13 protein-coding genes are annotated in these 18,485 nt (G+C 60.4%); 1 reads left to right on the forward strand and 12 read right to left on the reverse strand.

The window, feature by feature from the left end; all coding sequences use genetic code 11:
* Positions 1 to 13 precede the first annotated feature (13 nt).
* From PO778_RS12200 to PO778_RS12225, 6 genes are read right to left on the reverse strand one after another with little or no spacing between them, the layout of a single operon-like run.
* A complete protein-coding gene (locus tag PO778_RS12200) occupies positions 14 to 1,402 on the reverse strand; it encodes a lipopolysaccharide biosynthesis protein (RefSeq protein ID WP_271439834.1) in 1,389 nt (462 codons plus the stop codon).
* Entirely contained in the window at positions 1,389 to 2,447 is a 1,059-nt protein-coding gene (gmd, locus tag PO778_RS12205; protein ID WP_271439835.1) for a GDP-mannose 4,6-dehydratase, read from the reverse strand. The genes PO778_RS12200 and gmd overlap by 14 nt, the downstream gene beginning before the upstream one ends.
* A gap of 52 nt (positions 2,448 to 2,499) precedes the next feature.
* Entirely contained in the window at positions 2,500 to 3,711 is a 1,212-nt protein-coding gene (locus PO778_RS12210; protein ID WP_271439836.1) for a nucleotidyltransferase domain-containing protein, read from the reverse strand.
* Positions 3,712 to 3,724: 13 nt separating this feature from the next.
* Positions 3,725 to 4,282 carry an LptA/OstA family protein gene (locus PO778_RS12215; RefSeq protein WP_160730977.1) on the reverse strand — a complete coding sequence of 186 codons (558 nt, stop codon included), beginning with the start codon at positions 4,280 to 4,282 and terminating at the stop codon, positions 3,725 to 3,727.
* Positions 4,282 to 4,947: an LPS export ABC transporter periplasmic protein LptC gene (locus PO778_RS12220; RefSeq protein ID WP_271439837.1), complete on the reverse strand. Its 666-nt coding sequence runs from the start codon at positions 4,945 to 4,947 to the stop codon at positions 4,282 to 4,284. Before PO778_RS12220 ends, PO778_RS12215 begins: the two co-directional genes overlap by 1 nt.
* A 24-nt stretch (positions 4,948 to 4,971) precedes the next feature.
* Entirely contained in the window at positions 4,972 to 5,589 is a 618-nt protein-coding gene (locus PO778_RS12225) for a ribonuclease D (protein ID WP_271439838.1), read from the reverse strand.
* An 80-nt stretch (positions 5,590 to 5,669) separates the two neighbouring features.
* On the opposite strand from PO778_RS12225, the gene ung reads away from it, so the two are divergent.
* Positions 5,670 to 6,356: a uracil-DNA glycosylase gene (gene ung, locus PO778_RS12230; RefSeq protein ID WP_271439839.1), complete on the forward strand. Its 687-nt coding sequence runs from the start codon at positions 5,670 to 5,672 to the stop codon at positions 6,354 to 6,356.
* 36 nt (positions 6,357 to 6,392) lie between these two features.
* On the opposite strand, the gene PO778_RS12235 is transcribed toward ung, so the two are convergent.
* The 6 genes from PO778_RS12235 to PO778_RS12260 all read right to left on the reverse strand — a co-directional run bounded on the left by PO778_RS12235 (position 6,393) and on the right by PO778_RS12260 (position 18,418).
* Positions 6,393 to 7,313 (reverse strand): class I SAM-dependent methyltransferase, encoded by a 921-nt coding sequence (locus PO778_RS12235; protein WP_271439840.1) that lies wholly within the window; start codon positions 7,311 to 7,313, stop codon positions 6,393 to 6,395.
* A 73-nt stretch (positions 7,314 to 7,386) separates the two neighbouring features.
* Entirely contained in the window at positions 7,387 to 8,580 is a 1,194-nt protein-coding gene (locus PO778_RS12240; RefSeq protein WP_271439841.1) for a carbohydrate porin, read from the reverse strand.
* Between the two features lie 297 nt (positions 8,581 to 8,877).
* Positions 8,878 to 10,314 carry a glutamate synthase subunit beta gene (locus PO778_RS12245; protein ID WP_271439842.1) on the reverse strand — a complete coding sequence of 479 codons (1,437 nt, stop codon included), beginning with the start codon at positions 10,312 to 10,314 and terminating at the stop codon, positions 8,878 to 8,880.
* Between the two features lie 12 nt (positions 10,315 to 10,326).
* The gene (gltB, locus tag PO778_RS12250; protein WP_271439843.1) at positions 10,327 to 14,967 is read right to left on the reverse strand and encodes a glutamate synthase large subunit; all 4,641 of its coding nucleotides are present in this window, start codon (positions 14,965 to 14,967) and stop codon (positions 10,327 to 10,329) included.
* A gap of 255 nt (positions 14,968 to 15,222) precedes the next feature.
* Positions 15,223 to 17,148 carry a hypothetical protein gene (locus PO778_RS12255; protein WP_271439844.1) on the reverse strand — a complete coding sequence of 642 codons (1,926 nt, stop codon included), beginning with the start codon at positions 17,146 to 17,148 and terminating at the stop codon, positions 15,223 to 15,225.
* 40 nt (positions 17,149 to 17,188) lie between these two features.
* On the reverse strand, positions 17,189 to 18,418 hold the full coding sequence (locus PO778_RS12260; protein WP_271439845.1) for a TIGR04063 family PEP-CTERM/XrtA system glycosyltransferase: 1,230 nt from the start codon (positions 18,416 to 18,418) through the stop codon (positions 17,189 to 17,191).
* Positions 18,419 to 18,485: the final 67 nt, after the last annotated feature.

Here is an 18,485-nt window from a genome sequence, read left to right on the forward strand (position 1 = left end):
AGGATGCTGAAAATCATTGGGTTCGCCGCGCTCTGCTGAAAAGAAAGGTAGCAAGCTGGCGGAGTTCGGCCAGTGGCGGAGTGATCAGAGACAGCATGAACCGCCGTACCGGCACGCCCAACAAGGCGACAGTCACAGGTATGGTAAGCACCAGCATGGCAAGTTCTGCAGCGGCAGCAATCCAGCCCAGCGCCTCCAGACCGCCGTTCTCTGCCAATCCCGCCATTGCGGCCAGGGCTGCAAGGCTGATGGTCAGATACCCCCATGCAATGGGACGGTGCCGATTGCTGCCGAGCCGGATCGACGCTGCAACCGACCACACCGTTTCAAAGATGGTTGCCAGTATCAGGGCGGCGAACAAGGCGGGGGCATAGGCGATCTTTTCGCCGGTCCAGGCGTCGAAGACCGGTTTCCCGGCAAACCACAGGATTCCCGCGCAGGCCAGCGCGGCCCAGAATGTCAGCCGGGAAACACTGAGCAGGATGGCGCGTAACTCAGGCAGGTTCTCTTTGCTTTGCATTAGCCCCGATTCCGACCGCAAAGGCACTGCGACCAGACGGACAATCTGCGACGTTGCCCGCGCAAGGGTGCGGTGTGTCGCGAATATTGCCACCGCTGCGCTGCCCAGAGTTAGCCCGGCGACCACGATCGCGCCCTGAAGCAGGATGGCCTGTGCCAGCGGGAACAGGAGGAATTCGAGCCCGCTGATCACAAATGGCCGCATGCTCTCTTCGCTTTTCCTCCATGGGTTGAACGAAACGGACAGGTCCTGCCGTTTGAGCAGCGCTGCCTGCACAGCGTATTCGATTGCCCTTGATGACAGCATGATTGCGGCAAGCGCGACAGGTCCTGCGTCCATCAGGCTGACTGCCAGAAATGCTCCACCGAGCCGGGCAAACGCGCCCAGCGCGCGGATCAAAAGCCCGGCCGGCAATATCCGCCTCGCCCGCATGCCGCCCAGAAGCGCCATCGAATTCTGCGAGATGAGCGTCGCGCCGATCAGGATCAGAAAAATCTGTCCGGCCTGTGCATTGTCGATGATCGACAGGCCAAGCCAATCGGCGACAGGGCTGAGCGTGACGGTGATGGCCAGTCCAACGAAAATGGCCGCCGACCATTTCACGAAGAAGGAGGTGTAGTCGCGGAAGAAGCTCCGAACGGCTTGGTCGTCATTCTCGCCTGCCCTGCGCGCCAATTCGTTGGAACCGGACTGGACCACGCCCAGATCGAACAGGGACAGGTATATCGGGATCGCTGCAATCAGCAGCCATTCGCCAAACAGATCGGCAGACCAGGCCGCCAGCAGCACGGGAACCAGCAGCAATTGTTCCAGCATCCGGGCCAGCAAGCTTAACCCGCTGGCGCCGCTCGCCTGAACCAGCCGGGTTCTAACGCCGTTCATTGCCCATCAGCTGCAGATCGGCCTCGACCATTTCGCGCACGATTTCGCGTATGCCTGTCTCGTGTTTCCAGCCGAGCTTTTGATGCGCCTTGCCCGGATCGCCGACTAGCAAGTCGACCTCTGTCGGGCGGAAATATCGCGGATCGATTTCGATCAACGGCTTGCCGGATTTCCGGCAATAGGCTTTTTCTTCAGCACCGTGGCCGCGGAATTCCAGCTCGATCCCGGCATCCTCGAATGCCCATCTGGCGAACTCGCGGACGGTCGTTGTTTCACCTGTCGCGAGAACGAAATCGTCCGGCTCATCCTGTTGCAGCATCAGCCACATTCCGCGGACATATTCTTTCGCATGGCCCCAGTCGCGGCTGGCATCGAGGTTACCAAGATACAGCCGGTCCTGTTTGCCAAGTGAAATCGCCGCTGCCGCACGGGTGATCTTGCGCGTGACAAATGTCTCGCCGCGAAGCGGGCTCTCATGATTGAACAGAATCCCGTTGGACGCATGCAGACCGTACGCTTCGCGGTAATTCACCGTGATCCAGTAGGCATACAGTTTTGCGACGGCATAGGGACTGCGCGGATAGAAGGGCGTACTTTCGCGTTGGGGCACCTCCTGCACCGACCCGTATAACTCAGACGTCGATGCCTGATAGAACCGGGCCGTTTTTTCTAGGCCGAGAATGCGGATCGCCTCAAGCAGGCGCAGCGTCCCGATTGCATCGGAATTGGCGGTATATTCCGGCGTTTCAAACGACACCTGAACATGGCTTTGCGCGGCCAGATTATAGATTTCGTGCGGCTGTGTTTCCTGCACGATGCGGATCAGGTTGGTTGCATCGGTCAGGTCGCCATAATGCAGGATCAGGCGAGGGTCGGGATCGTGCGGGTCCTGATAGATATCCTCGATCCGGCCCGTGTTGAACGAGGACGAGCGGCGCTTGATGCCGTGGACTTCATATCCCTTGCCGAGCAGCAATTGCGCCAGATACGCACCATCCTGCCCGGTTATCCCGGTGACCAATGCCCGTTTGGTTTCATTTGCCATGTGCATGGCCTAGCGGATCACGCGGTCCGGGCAATATCGGGCTGTGAATTGTCTACGCTTTGCCTTCGTCCAGCCACTCGCCGATACGCGCATGTTGCCTTGCCGCTGCGCGGAGGTTCCTGTCCGCAATGGACGATGCCGATTGCTTGCCCCTGCGCAAAATCCATGCCGGGAAACTTTCTGAAGATTCCCCGCCGGCCGGCACACGGGCGCGGTTTCCGCCAGCGAGACGCCGCCTGATCTGGCCAATTCGCGAGAAAACGCCGCCTTTGGCGTAAACCGAAGCTGCTGCGCCCAGATCGCGGCGCTGCGCGGGGTTCTGGAACAGCAGGCTTTCTGCGGCATCCACTGCGTCCATCGGGGCGAGAGGTTCACTGCCGGACAGAACCTGAATATCGCGCTGCATCCAGAGGAAATACAGCCGCATGACCAGCGCCGCCCCGCGGTGCCAGCCGCCGTCATGCGCATCGCGCCAAAAGCTCGCCCAGTCGATCTGTTCGCGGTGGATTAACGCGTCGATATCACTGAGCACAAGCGGTCCGACATCGAAGCGATGGCTGTAGACGGCGTGGATGCACAGGTGCGCCAGCATGTGTTGCGGCTTGGGATAAAGGCACGGATCACCTGCGCCGCCAGGCCGCGCATTTGCAATGATCCTGTTGTCTATCAGCGGGGGCATCGGCCATTCCACCGCGCCTTCCGGCTCCCATGCGTGCATATGGATTTCAAATTCCACCCCCGTTGGGGAGGTGAGCGGCGGAAGATGCTTGGCGTGTCCGATCATCTCCGCTGGGGCTGACGCGGATGCTTCGGTCTGGCGGAATCCTCTGGCCCGCAGCAATTCGAACGCGGGCAGCGCTTGTTCAGCTGGCAACAGCAGGTCGATGTCGCGCAGCGGACGCTCTGCGGCCGAGGGGTAAGCATACCATGCCAGCCACGCACCTTTGAGCGAGACGGGCTGCATTCCGGCAGCGGCTAGCGCTTCGACTGCGGCAAACAATTCCGTGCGATATGCAAGGTTGAGCAGGGCGCTTTCCCTGTGTGCCTGCCGCAACCGTTCGCGGTGTTCATCAGGCGGGCTCAGGGCAATTTCACCGCGTTCGAGCCGGGCATGCAGCCGCGGCATCAGTCGGTGTTCGCTGGCGAGAGCGAGAAGGTCGCTCCATTCCTGATCATTCTCGATGATCAGATTTCTTTGGTGCTCAGTCCTGCCCAGCAGCCGCAGCAGTTTGCGGCCGGTTGCTTTTCTGTCAATCCGCGCCACGCCGCGCGCCAGTTCAGTCCTGCGGAACTGTGAAGCTGCCGGTTACGCGGCCGCCCGAAGTTGTCGTTCCTGTTTCTCCAGTGACACTGGACGATCCTGATGCGCGACCGTCAACGCTCGATACGCCGGTGCGCAGATCGATAACCAGCCGTCCGCCGTTCAGCGTATCGGTGCCTCTGCGCAGCCGGACATTACCGGCCATGGTGATGATCCGGCGTCCGAAATCATACACGGCCACATCGCCGCTGGCCGATTCGCTGCCCCGGGTAACGCGCACACCGCCGGTTGCGGTAATCCGCTGGATGCTGAGCGATCCGGCGTCGCTGTAATTCACCAGTGTACGGGCCGCCTGTACGCGCAGGCCAGCCTGAGTGATGTCGACATTGCCAGACAGCACGACGCGGTTCTGCCGGTCCTGCAACTCGATCCGATCTGCGGCGTAATTTACCGGCGCGTTGGAATTGTGAGAGGCGATCGCCTGCGCATGCAGCTGCATTCCGCCCAGCGCCGCCGCTGTGACCGCGAAACCTAGCAGAGCAGACTGGGCTGCATTACGAAGTGTCTTGTGCATCACGGTATCCTTAGCTTGCCCGGTATCATCCGCAGCCTTGCATTGCCTTCCAGCGCAACTGTTCTTTCAGTCAAATCAGCTTCAAGCCGGTTGGCCGAGAAAGTGCCCGCGGGAATTGCACCTTCGACCCCGCCTTCGCCGGTCAATTGTTTGTCTGCCAGACTGAAAGACACGTTCCTGGCCGTCATCCTGTAACCGTCGGCGGCGATCATGGTGATGGTAGACGGTACAGCCACCACTTCATCGTCGATCGTGTAGGTGCCGTCATCAGCCTCCAGTATGGCAGGCCCTTCGGGCAGCAATATCCGGGCCACCAGATCATCCATCCGGACGATCCCTTCCTTGCTAGATTTCTGCACCGCCTCGTCGGCGGTCAGTGAAAACGGGCGGCCCTTGTTGTCCTGGCCGCGGTAGAGCGCATTGTCGACGCGCAGCCGTTCATCGATCACGGCGACCTTGTTACGGTCCAGCAGAAAACTGATTTCGCCGCGCGGAGACAGCGGAGTAATCACCATCAGCGCTGCGAGAACGCCAACCGCCATCGGCAGCACTTTTCCCAGAACGCTTACCAGCCTGTCATGCGAACCGCCGGGCGCAGCGAAATGTTGCCGCGCGCTGCGCAGCTCCTTCGCCTTGTCCGTTTCGATCCGCCGTTTGATGACCATGGCCGGTTCCTGATCTCCGTTCGCTTAAGCGTGGCTGAAAATATCGTGTTCCGGCCAGCCGGCAATATCGAGCCGTGCACGGGTCGGCAGGAAATCGAAACAGGCCTGCGCCATTTCCGTACGTCCTTCGCGCGCCAGCCGTTCGACGAACACCTCGTGAAGGCGGTGCAGAAAACGGACGTCGGATGCCGCATAATCGCGCTGCGCCTCGTTAATTACAGGCGCGCCCCAGTCGGAGCTTTGCTGCGCCTTCGACATGTCGCCGCCCAGCAATTCGACGACCAGATTCTTCAAGCCGTGCCGATCGGTGTAGGTGCGGGTCAGCTTGCTGGCGATTTTGGTGCAGAATACCGGCCCGGCTTCCACGCCGAGGTAATATTCGATCGCGGCAAGGTCGAACCGGGCGAAGTGGTACAGCTTCAGGCGTTCCGGATCCGCCAGCACTGCCTTGAGGTTGGGCGCATCATATGTGCTGTCAACGGCAAAGCGGACCAGATGTTCGTCGCCCTTGCCATCGCTGATCTGAACCACGCACAGCCTGTCGCGGTGGGTAATCAGCCCCATGGTTTCTGTATCAACCGCTACCGGACCCGGCGCGAGCACGCCTTCGGGTAGATCTTCTTCGTGAAAATGAACTGCCATAGGCTGCGCCTTAGGCCGATTGGGGATTAAGGGAAAGAGGCGGCTGGCGGTGATTTGCATGCAGGGGTAATCTGGCTGCCATGAACGAGGCAATCCCGGATAGCTGGCGCGGCGCGCTCGAGCCTGCGCTGACTGCGCCCGCTGCGCGCAAGCTGGGTGGTTGGCTGCAGGCGGAGGAGAATGCGGGCAAGCAGATATTCCCGCCGCGCGGACAGCGCCTCCGCGCGCTTAAACTGACGCCGCTGGATCAGGTGAAGGTCGTTATACTGGGGCAGGATCCCTATCACGGTGCGGGGCAAGCGCACGGGCTGTGTTTTTCTGTCGCGCGGGACATCAAGGTGCCGCCATCACTGATCAATATTTACAAGGAACTGGAAAGTGACCTTGGAATCTCGCCGCCGGGCCATGGCAATCTCGAACCTTGGGCGCGGCAGGGTGTTCTGCTGCTCAACAATACCCTGACGGTGGAAGCAGGTCAGGCAGGCAGCCATGCGGGTAAGGGCTGGGATGCGATCACCGATGCCGCAGTTTCAGCCGTCGCGCAGCGCGGCACGCCAACAGTGTTCATACTTTGGGGGAGCCATGCGCAGGCGAAGGCCGCGCGTATTCCCGCACTTGGACAGGCGCCGAACCATCTGGTCCTGAAAGGTCCCCATCCGAGTCCGCTGTCAGCCTATCGCGGCTTCTTCGGCAGCAAGCCTTTCAGCGCGGCAAACAAATTTCTCGAAGCGAATGGATCCCGGCCAATCGACTGGTCGCTCGGCTAACAACAGCACTGCCTGCGCGCCGGCTAGGTTGGTGGTTCAGGCCAGATGAAACTCCACCCGGTTGGAAAATAGCTCGTAATCATCCTGCAATGGGAGTGCGGTGCGTTTTTCCGCTGTCAGATGACGTTCCCCCAGACGCCCCAGAAGAGCGTGATCCTTGAGGATTTCAAATCCGGCTTGCTGAAAAGCGTCCGCGAACTGCGCACGGCTGAGCCGGTTGAGATAGGTGTCCGGCGCGAACTCAGGATCAATCAGGTGCCTCCAGGCCTGATCGGCAGGCATCCGGTCAGCGGTCCAGCGGGTCCAGGCGGGATTGTGCCCGCCAAGTATTCCGGTAAACACCATCGGGAGAGTGACAATCAGACCGTCTGGCGCAAGATTTGTGCGGAGCAGGCCTAGCATCCGGTCCAGATCGCCGGGCTCGATATGTTCGAACACATCGCTGGAAAATGCGAAGTCGATCGGCGGAATTTCGTTCCAGATGCTTTGTTCACCTGCCGACCCCACGGCGAATTGCACCTTATCGGGGGCATAATTCGGGAGAGCAGTCTTTGCGGTTTCATGGAAGCGCGGCCAGTCTCGCGCGTCGAACAGCATGTGCCGCGCCGCGCTTTTGAGGGCGCGCTCCATGCCATTTTTGCGCCAGGTCCGTGCGGCATCGCGGAGCGACAGAACGGGTGCATCGAGGTCGATCGCGTAAACCCGTTCGAAAAACCCGGACAATAGGAACGCGCGCCTCGGCCGCGCGCCAAATCCGATTTCCAGAACGGTGGAACGAGCAGGGTCCTTACCAGTATGCGCGGCGAAGCTTTCGACGTGACGCGTGACATCCGCGATTTGCGAAAGGGCTGCATCCTCACCCGAAGTCATCGCCAACCGGTTGCGCAGCAAGCGAGCGGCGTTACGCGCCTTGCGCCCAAGGCCGAGACCGCGCTGAGAAGAGTTGCTCCGTTTCATTCAGCCAAACCTGTCGGGCACTTGCCCAAATGTTGCAAGCTGCGCCCGCTTCAGGCGGTAATGCGATCAGGTGCTAGAAAGCAGTGGTCAGCCGCAGCCCGGCGGTCACGCCTACATCGCGCACGCTGACTGCCGAATCCACGACCTGAAGATTGGCGGTGAGGCGGAACGGCTTGCCCACCTGAACCGTGTAGAAGGCCTCGACGCCCTCTTCATCTTCGAGAGCGACGCGGTTGTTGAGGACATCAACCAGGCCGTCCGCGAGTGAATACCGGAAATAAGTCAGGCCAAACCGGTCGGTCGGCCGCCCCTTGGGATTGCCCGAGATTCCGATGAAGCCGCTTGCGTCAAGGAAGGTCGGATCGCCGTTCGACATATATATCTGGCCGAAAATGCCGATCCCTTTGCCGGGGTTCTGGCTATCTTCGAAAATATATTGGTCGAACGCCAGAATGGCGCTGATTTCACCCTTCCGGTTGCCGAAGCTTGATCCGGGCGCCGGTATGAGGGCAGCCGGTAAAGCATCGGCGGCAACTTCGCTGCGTGTCGAACCGGCAATCTTGAGCGCGTAATATCCCCGCTTTCCGCCGATCTTTACCGGTAATGTCGCCGAAGCGAGTACACCGACGCCCTTGGAAAACGGGTCTTCCAGCCCGCTGCGCCGGGATTGCAGTTCGGGGTCGAACACCAGCACACGGTAGATCAGCTTGTCGGTCGGCACATTCAGCATCGCGCCGGTTATGGAACCAGGCACGATTGCGCTTGGCGGGAGGGCCAGTGCCAGGTTCTGGAAGCCTTCATGCCCGCCGCCGCCTTGCACAGGAATGCGCGCAGCAAGATCAAGAATATTGAGCTTGCCAACAGTGAGGCTGATCCCGCTCTTCCAGCGTTTCGTGATGTTGATATCGAGGTCGAAAACATCGCCTTCATCAGGATAGAAGAGCAATGTGTTGGCCGGGATCAGGCCGACTTCACCATTGCTGCTTTCGCCGTATTTGAATTCCGGATGCACATGCAGCGAGATGCTGTCGTCCAGCCCCACCGTGCTGCCTCCGATATCGACATACGCATCGATTTTGCCGCCATACCGTAGCGTGTCATCGGCATCACCCGAAACTACGATGTCGGTGAATTGAGACCACAACACGCGGGTTTTGATCGGACCAGGGGCCTTTTGCTCGGGTTTTGCCGGGGGTAGCGCGGCTGCCTCGGGCGCATCTGCGGTGATTGCCGCGGCATCCTGTGCGCCTGCTGGCAACGCGCTCAACCCGGATGTCGCCAGCAAAGCTGAACAAAAGGCTGATCGAGTGAGCAACTTATTCTTTTTTTTCATCAAGGTGTTAGCGACCAATATCAGGAATTCAGCGGCGGCACTTGCATGGCAACGCTCGATAAATTCAATTCCTCCCATCGGTACTGCACACGCCCGAAATGCGGCACCAATTTACTGTCGGTATTCTTTATACGCGCTTTCTGCCCGCGAAAAGCGTTAAGTTTCAACAAATCTGGCCGGATGCATCAGATCGGCCGGTCGGCAGAGCCGGGTCAGCAATCAGTATGACGCTCAGCGTGGCAGTTCGCTGGACCCCATCAGGGCTTCGTCGACCGCGCGCGCGCACTGGCGCCCTTCGCGGATTGCCCAGACAATAAGTGACTGGCCGCGCCGCATGTCGCCGCAGGCAAAAACGCCCGGCTCGCTGGTGGAATAGTCGACCGTATTGGCGGCCACGTTTCCGCGCGGATCCAGTTCAACACCGGCACGGTCCAGCAGGCCGCGTTTCTTGGGGCCGGTGAAGCCCATCGCGAGCAGGATCAGATCGGCTGGAAGCGTAAATTCGCTGCCCTCGATCTCGACCATCTGGCGATCTTTCCATTCGACGCGGATGCATTCCAGGCCGGCCACTTCGCCGCCATCGTCGATCACACGCTTGGCCAGAACCGACCAGTCGCGGCTGGCGCCTTCTTCGTGGCTGGACGACGTGCGCATTTTCATCGGCCAATCGGGCCAAGTCAGCGCCTTGTCTTCTTTTTCGGGAGGCTGGGGCATGATCTCCAGCTGGGTGACGCTCTTCGCGCCCTGGCGGTTGGATGTGCCGACACAGTCGCTGCCGGTATCGCCGCCCCCGATCACGATTACGTGCTTGTCCTTCGCGGTCAGCGTGCCGCGAGGGGCCGCACGGACTTCATCGTCGCCGGCATTGCGCTTGTTCTGCTGGGTCAGGAATTCCATCGCAAAGCGAACGCCCGGCAATTCAGCGCCCGGCACATCAAGCATACGCGCTTCTTCCGCGCCGCCCGACAGGACGATCGCGTCGAAGTTTTCCTGAAGCGCCTTGAAAGAAACTTCCACGCCGACCTCGGCAGAGGTTTTGAAGGTCACGCCTTCCGCCTCCATCTGCACGGCGCGGCGATTGATCAGATGTTTTTCCATCTTGAAATCAGGGATGCCGTAACGCAGCAGGCCGCCGATGCGGTCGCTCTTTTCGAACACTGTCACCGCGTGCCCAGCGCGTGCGAGCTGCTGTGCACAGGCCATCCCGGCGGCGCCCGATCCGATTACAGCAATGGATTTGCCAGTCTGTTTCTCAGGCACATGGGGCTTGATCCAGCCCTCTTGCCAACCCTTGTCGACGATGGCGCATTCGATGCTTTTGATCGTCACCGGTTTATCGATGATGTTGAGCGTGCAGCTTGCCTCGCACGGAGCAGGGCAGACGCGGCCGGTGAACTCGGGGAAATTGTTGGTCGAATGCAGCACTTCCAGCGCATTCTTCCAGTCACCCTTGTAAACCAGATCATTCCAGTCGGGGATGATGTTATTCACCGGGCAGCCATTGTGGCAATACGGGATGCCGCAATCCATGCACCGCGAAGCCTGCGCCTTCAGCGCCTCTTCATCGTGAGGAACCACAAATTCCTTGTAGTTCTTCAGCCTTTCGCCGGGATCGAGATAGGTCCGGTCCTGCCGGTCTACTTCGAGAAAGCCTGTGTCCTTGCCCATGGTTTCTGACCCTTATTCCGCTGCGACCGCTGCGGCCTCTTCACGCTCTGCCTCGAACTGGCGGAGCGCGCGGGCGTAATCACGCGGCATGATTTTCTTGAATTTGGTGAGTGCGTTGTCCCAATCGTCGAGCAGGTCGCCGGCACGCTGGCTGCCAGTATGCAGCTTGTGCCGTTCGACCAGTATCTTCAGCCGCTCTGCATCATGGCGCAGCGGATCGCCCATTCCGAAATCATTGACGTTGGATGCCCGGTGCTGCGGGCGGCCAGTGCCGTCCTCTTCGTCCGGGGTGGCGGAGATTTCTTCCAGATCGACCTGGGCCATGTTGCAAAGGTCGGCGAAGCTGCCGTCCTCGTCGTAAACATAGGCGATACCGCCGGACATTCCCGCGGCAAAGTTGCGCCCGGTCTTGCCCAGCACGCACACGACGCCGCCGGTCATGTATTCGCAGCAATGATCTCCGGCGCCTTCGACAACCGCGATGGCCCCTGAATTGCGCACCGCGAAACGTTCACCCGCGACGCCGTTGAAATAGGCTTCGCCAGCGATTGCCCCGTACAGAACGGTGTTGCCGACGATGATGTTTTCCGATGGTTTGCGAGGCGCATTGTCTGGCTGTTTCACAATGATCCGTCCGCCCGACAATCCTTTGCCGACATAATCGTTGGCGTCTCCTGTCAGGTCGAGCGTGACCCCATGCGCCAGCCATGCGCCGAAGCTTTGCCCGGCAACACCGGTCAGATTGATGCGGATGGTTTCCGGCTTCAGTCCTGCATGGCCGTGCGCCTTGGCGATCAGGCCGGACAGCATCGTTCCGACTGTGCGGTTCACATTGCGCACTTCCATATCGATCTGAACTGGCTCGCCGTTCTGGATCGCACCCTGCGCCTTCTCGATCAGTATATTGTCGAGCGCTGCAGCGAGGCCGTGATCCTGCGTTTCGGTGTGGTAGAGTTTCTTGCCCTCTTCCACATCGACCACGTGGAGCAATTTGCCCAGATCGACGCCATCGGCTTTCCAGTGACGGTGGACCCGCTTCATATCGATCCGGTCGACCCGGCCAATCATTTCCTCGATCGTGCGGAAGCCCATTTCGGCCATGATCTGGCGTAGCTCTTCCGCGACGAAGAAGAAGTAATTGATGACATGTTCGGGCGTGCCGGTGAAACGCTTGCGCAGGACCGGATCCTGCGTTGCGACGCCAACCGGACAGGTGTTGAGGTGGCATTTGCGCATCATGATGCAGCCGGCCGCAATCAGCGGCGCGGTCGCAAAGCCGAATTCGTCCGCGCCCAGCAGAGCGCCGATGGCAACATCACGGCCGGTTCGCAGACCGCCATCGACCTGCACCGCGATACGGCTGCGCAAATCGTTCAGCAGCAGGGTCTGCTGGGTTTCGGCCAGGCCGATTTCCCACGGGCTACCGGCATGGGTGAGCGAGGTCAGCGGGGATGCCCCGGTGCCGCCTTCATAACCCGAAATCGTAACGTGGTCGGCCTTGCACTTCGACACACCGGCGGCAACCGTGCCAACCCCGACTTCGGAAACCAGCTTCACCGAAATGCGCGCGCTGGGCTGCACATTCTTTAGGTCGTGGATCAGCTGCGCGAGATCTTCGATCGAATAAATGTCGTGATGCGGCGGCGGGGAAATCAGGCCCACGCCTGGCGTCGAATGGCGCACCGCGCCGATCCGCTTGTCAACCTTGTGGCCGGGCAGCTGACCGCCTTCACCGGGCTTTGCACCCTGTGCCATCTTGATCTGGATATCGTCTGCATTGGCGAGATATTCGGCAGTCACGCCAAAGCGGCCAGATGCGACCTGCTTGATGCGGCTGCGCATCGAATCGCCATTGGCCATCGGCGTGAAGCGTTCGACTTCCTCGCCGCCTTCGCCGGTGTTCGAACGGCCGCCAAGGCGGTTCATCGCAATGGCGAGGGTGCTGTGCGCTTCATGGCTGATGGAGCCGAAGCTCATCGCGCCGGTGCTGAAACGTTTGACGATTTCGACTGCGGGTTCGACCTCGTCGATCGGGACAGCTTTTTCGCCTGGCTTCAATTCCATCAGACCGCGAATGGTCAGCAGACGTTCCGACTGTTCATTCACCGAGCGGGCGAAATCTTCGTAATTCTTCGGATCGTTGCCGCGCACGGCATGCTGAAGGCTGGCGACATTGCCCGGCGTCCAGGCGTGGTCTTCGCCGCGCAAGCGGTATTGGTAGATCCCGCCGACATCGAGCATGCCCTTGTAGAGCGGATTGTCGCCATAGGCGACGGCATGGCGGCGAACCGCCTCCTCCGCCACTTCCTTCAGGCCGATTCCTTCGATGGTGGTCGCGGTGCCTTTGAAATAGGTATCGATCAGGTCGCTGGAGAGGCCGACCGCGTCGAAAATCTGCGCACCACAGTAAGACTGATAGGTGGAGATGCCCATCTTGGACATGACCTTCAGGATGCCCTTGCCGACAGCCTTGATGTAGTTCTTTTCAACCTCGCTCTGCGGCGTTTCGGGGAATTTCTCCGCCCGCATCTGTTCGAGGGTCTCAAACGCTAGATAGGGGTTGATCGCTTCCGCGCCGTACCCTGCGAGGACGCAGTAATGATGCACTTCGCGGGCTTCACCGGTTTCGACCACAAGCCCGGTCTGCATCCGCAGGCCCTGGCGGACCAGATGATGATGGACGGCTGCGGTTGCCAGCAGTGCGGGCATGGGGATCCGGTCGGGCCCCTGTGCGCGGTCGGAAAGGATCAGGATGTTGTGATCCTGAAGCACCGCCTCGGTGGCGGCCCAGCACATTTCCTTCAGCGCCAGTTTCAGGCCCTTTGCGCCCTTGCTTGCATCCCAGGTGATGTCGATGGTTTCGGTCCGGAATGCGCCGTCCAGCGCCGCCTCGACCGAGCGGATCTTGGCCAGATCGTCATTTGTCAGGATCGGCTGGCTGACTTCGAGACGCTTGTGCGTGCCGGCATCACGGCCGAGCAGATTGGGGCGTGGGCCGACCATGGACAGCAGGCTCATCACCAGTTCTTCGCGGATCGGATCAATCGGCGGATTGGTTACCTGCGCGAAGTTCTGCTTGAAATAGTCGTACAGCAGCCGGCTCTTGTTGGACAAGACCGCCAGCGGAGTATCGGTGCCCATCGATCCGATCGGGTCTTCGCCCCTGAGGCCCATAGGCTCCAGGAATTTGGAAATATCTTCCTGCGTGTAACCGAAGCTTTGCTGGCGCTGCAGCAGGCTGTCGATCGGTTCTGGCACTTCGGACAGCTCGGGCTCGATCACGTCGAGGTCTTCCAGCTTGTACTGCGCCTGCTCCAGCCACTTGGCGTAAGGGTGCGCCTCGGCCAGATCGGCCTTCAGTTCTGCGTCTTCGATGATCCGGCCTTTTTCAAGGTCGATCAGCAGCATCTTGCCGGGTTGCAGACGCCATTTGCGAGTGATGTCTTCCTCTTTGAACGGCAACACGCCGCTCTCGGATGACAGGCATACGATATCGTCGGTGGTGACGCAGAAACGTGCGGGGCGCAGGCCGTTACGGTCCAGGGTCGCGCCGATCTGGCGGCCATCGGTAAAACAGACTGCCGCCGGCCCGTCCCACGGTTCCATCAGCGCGGCATGATATTCATAGAAAGCGCGCCGTTCAGGCCCCATCAGAGCGTTCTTGGCCCAGGCTTCGGGCATGAGCATCATCATCGAATGCGCCAGGCTGTATCCGCCAGCCAGCAGCAGTTCGAGCGCGTTATCGAGACACGCCGTGTCGGATTGGCCATGCGGAATGAGCGGCCACATCTTGTCGAGATCGGCGCCCAGCAGTTCACTTTCCATGGTCCGGCGGCGGGCGTTCATCCAGTTCACATTGCCGCGAACCGTGTTGATTTCGCCGTTATGCGCCATGAAGCGGTAAGGGTGGGCAAGACGCCAGCTCGGGAACGTATTGGTGGAGAAGCGCTGGTGGACCAGCCCGAGTGCGGACACGCAGTCGGCATCACGCAAATCATCATAAAACGAACCAACCTGGTTCGCCAGCAGCAGTCCCTTGTACACAATGGTACGGCTGGAAAAGCTTGGAATGTAGGTTTTGACCAGATCCGGAAGCCCGTGCTTCTCGGCCAGTCGGGCGAGCGGATTGAGCGTTTGCTTGCGAATGACGATCAGCTTGCGTTCGAAGGCGCTCTGGTCGGCGCAGCCTTCGCCGCGTCTGACGATGCATTGCCGCATCACCGGCATCGATTCGATCACGGCCTTGCCAAGCCCGTCCAGCGTGGTTGGAACATCGCGCCAGCCGATAACGGTCTGGCCTTCCTTCGCGACGAATTTTTCGAGCTGCTCGGTTACGAAGTCGCGCGCGGCCTCGTCTTGCGGCATGAAACACTGGGCCACGGCATAATCGCCCGGTGCCGGGAGCTCATAGCCGCTTTCATCCGCCCATTTGCGGAACAGCGGGTCGGGTACCTGCAGCAGGATGCCCGCACCATCGCCCAGCAAGGGATCTGCGCCCACCGCGCCGCGATGATCCAGATTGGCGAGGATTTCCAGCGCCTGCGAAACAATCGAATGCGATTTCTTGCCTTTGATATGCGCAACCATGCCGACGCCGCAGGCATCGTGTTCGTTCCTTGGATCGTACAGCCCTTCAGGCGCAGGGTATCCCATTCAATTCTTCCTATCATGCCAGGTGCCGGATTGAGGGCTCCCTAGGCCAAATCCGGCAATGTTGCGCATCGAATCCGCAGGTGACGCACGGAAAATGTCGCGAAACACCGTAATGGCGACATGAAATGATTTTTGCAACTGCGAAGGGCCAAGTTATCGTATGCACGGCAATAGATTGTCGTTCGGTAGCCCGGACGCAAAAAAGCCCGCCAAACCTAGGGCGGGCTTCCTGCGCTTTCTCTAGTGTGGGTTGGTTCAGGCGGCGCCGCTCATGCGCTGCAGCTTTTCCAATGCCTCTCGCAACGCGCGCTCGGTTTCCATCGCGTTATTGGGCTGCGCCGAATTGCTGATCGTATGCGGTGCAGGTTTGGGTGTGCCGGCAACAGGCGGCGCGTCAAACGGGCGCGGTGCAGCGGCGGGTTCGCTTCTCGCAGAGCTGAAGACCGGAGCCGCTACTGCACTTTGTTCCTGACCGGGGAATACCACGACTGGTTCCGCCACTCCGGCGGTTTCTTCGCTGGGCAAGTCATCATCTATCCGGACGAACTCTTGCCCGCCGCCCAGTTGGCTCCTCATGGAGAGCAGTGAACTGTAGGCAGAATTGTCTTCGAGCTCGGGTTCCTCAGGGGCCAATTCGTCAGCCATTGAAGCGGCAAATTGCGGTAGCGAATTGTCTTCCGCGACCGGCGTTGCGGGCCCACCTGCCGGGCCGGCGAACGGACCGGCTGCCCGGGCAAAGGAAAGCGAGAGATCAAGATCACCGTCCTGGTCGTCGTCATCAGGCACGTCGTCGAAGCCCAGGGGCCTCAAAGCTGCGGGCATGGCTGCACTCGCCTGAGACAAGCTGTTCACAGAAGCGTTTGCTGTCGCTGAAAAGCTGAACCGTTCCGGCTGGCTGGTTTCAGCAGGCGCAAATTGCGGCTGGGCCTGCGGTTCAGGCTGCGACTGGCTTTCAACTGCCGCAGGATTGGATCGGCGGAAGACCAGAGGCGATGCTGCCGGCTCAGGTTCTGCGGCCACTTCGGCCTCAGGAATGAACGCTGGCGCCGGGACATCATCCAGCCGGGCATCCTCAACTTCAGCCGCAGCGGCTGAAACGTGATTGGATTTCGACTGCAGCGCCATGGCGAACCGTTCCACCAGTTCCGCAATTCCCAGTTCGTTTAGCGGCCTCTCACCCAGCGGTGCGGCTGGCTCAACCGGCGCAGTGAACTGCTGTTCAGGCGGGGTGGCCGATGCTGGTGGGGCGAACGGGGCGGGTTCGTGTGCGGGTACCATGGAAGGCTGTGTTTGACTGGACATTGGCTCTCGCTCCCCATGCGGGATTTCCGCCGGGGTCTGTTCTGGAAAATGGCTGTCTTCGGGTTCTGCGGATGCCGACTGGGCGCCGATCTTCAATGCGGCGATGGCTGGCTGCGCCGATGCGCTTGCAGTGGACGCGCCGAAGGGACGCGGTTCGTAAACTTCGTTCTCGATCGGCTGCGCAAACGGGCTTTCAACAGCCTCAGCGGCGGGTTCCGCCAGGGCCAATTCATGCAGCTCAAGCGGTTCGGCAGCTTCGCTCGGCTCATCGTCAATATTCGTGCTGTGCTCTGCGTTCTGTCCGGCGCCGTCACTGCCATCGTAATCTTCATGGTCATCGATGATTGCATCGCCGCCAGGGAGGGGGGCGGATTCGAAGAAATCGCTGGGTCCGCTGTCGTCGGTCACCGCAAGCGCGCGCCTCCGGCCACCGAAGTTTTCCCGCGCTGTGTGCGGTTCTTCAAGCGGCTCGTCCAAACCTTCGGATCCGAGCTCCTCATGGGCCGAGATCGGCGCGCGCATTGGCAGATCAGATGCTACGGTGGGCTCGTCACCGGTTCTGGCATCGGCCTTGCGCGGTGAAGGGGTGCTCTGGCTTTGTGCGACCTTGCGGGCGATGAACAGACCGGCGGCAGCCCCTGCCAAAGCAGCAGAAATGGCGATCGCGAGACGCGCAGTCACGCCCAGCGGCGGTGCGGCAGATTGCCAGATCGATGCGATGCCGGTTGCGGTGACCGCTTTTTCAAGCAGCGCGATCGGCAGAACCAGACTGCCGAGGCCAAGCAGCGCTGCAAACCACAAGGCGACGACAACCGGAAACGCCGGATGGGCGCTTATCGCAGCTTGATTCGCCGATTTGCTTTTATTTGTGCCTGCCACTTGTTGTCCTCGTTCAATCCGCTGGGAATGCCCGTCGCGCCTATGCGGCGGCCGAGATTTCCCGATTGGACCCTCGGGTTAGCAAATGATGGTAAACAGACTGATAACGATGAATGTTCTGCGCCCAGTCGTGATTGCGGATGACATGTTTCACCGCTGCTTCACGCATGGCAGGCCAGTTTTCACGATGCCTGATCAGTTCATCCAGCGCGCCAGCAATGCCTGACGGATCGTCTGCGGGAAAAAGTATTCCGGTCTGTTCGTGCTCGATCAGTTCACGGTGTCCGCCGACATTTGATGCCGCGACCAGACGCTTCTGCGCCATCGCCTCAAGCGGCTTCAGCGGTGTCACAAGATCGGTCAGCCTGCTTGCCTTGCGCGGATAGGCAAGTACGTCGATCAGCGAATAATAGCGTTCGACTTCCGAGTGGGGAACGCGGCCGGTGAAATGAATTTTGCCGGCTGCACTGGATGCGGCCGCTTGTTGACGCAGCGATTCGTCGCGAGGCCCGCCACCCACAAGCAGCAATTGCGCACCGCTGTGCGATGCCTGCAGTTCGGGCATCGCGTCGATCAGATCGTCGAGCCCCTCGTAATCATAGAAGCTGCCGATAAATCCGATGACCGGTCCGTCTTCCAGGCCCAATTCACGCGCAAGCCCATCGTCGCGCGCCGGCGGATCGCCGAACAGCGACAGGTCGACGCCGTTGGGCGAAATACCGATCTTGCCGCCATCGAAACCGCGCCCGATCAGATCGTCGCGCAGGCCATTGCAGATTGTGAATACCGCATCGGCCCCGGCGACCACCCGATTTTCGAGCGTGCGGGTCAGGCGGTATTTTAGCGAGTTCTCTCGACCCGTTCCGTTGCCCACTGCCGCGTCTTCCCAGAATGCGCGAATTTCATAGACAAGCGGTATGCCGAGCTTTCGCGAGGCTCTCAGCCCTGCTTGCCCGCACAGGGCGGGTGAATGGGCGTGCAGAATATCCGGGCGCCATTCCTGGCAAAGCTCCTCGATTGCAGAAGCGAGTGCGCCGATTTCGCGCCACTCGCGCACGCCAGCGGGCCCTTCGGCCTTTCCACTGGTGCGGTGGAACAATAGGCCGTCCGCCTCCTCGACATCCGGTCCGTCGGCTTCATGGCGAAGTCCGGTGATTCCGCGCACCTCGAGCCCGGCAGCCTGCTGGCTCTTCAGAATTGCCCGCGTGCGGAAAGTGTACCCGCTGTGGAGGGGCAGGGAGTGGTCCAGAATGTGCAAAACGCGCGTCATGCATGGTCGAATGCCAGAACAAGCTTAACGGCGCGTCAACTCCATCTTGTTAGGGCGGCAGTCCAAC

Origin of the sequence: Pontixanthobacter luteolus (genome assembly GCF_947494915.1) — a bacterium.
In the GTDB taxonomy this organism is placed as follows: Bacteria; Pseudomonadota; Alphaproteobacteria; order Sphingomonadales; family Sphingomonadaceae; genus Pontixanthobacter; species Pontixanthobacter luteolus.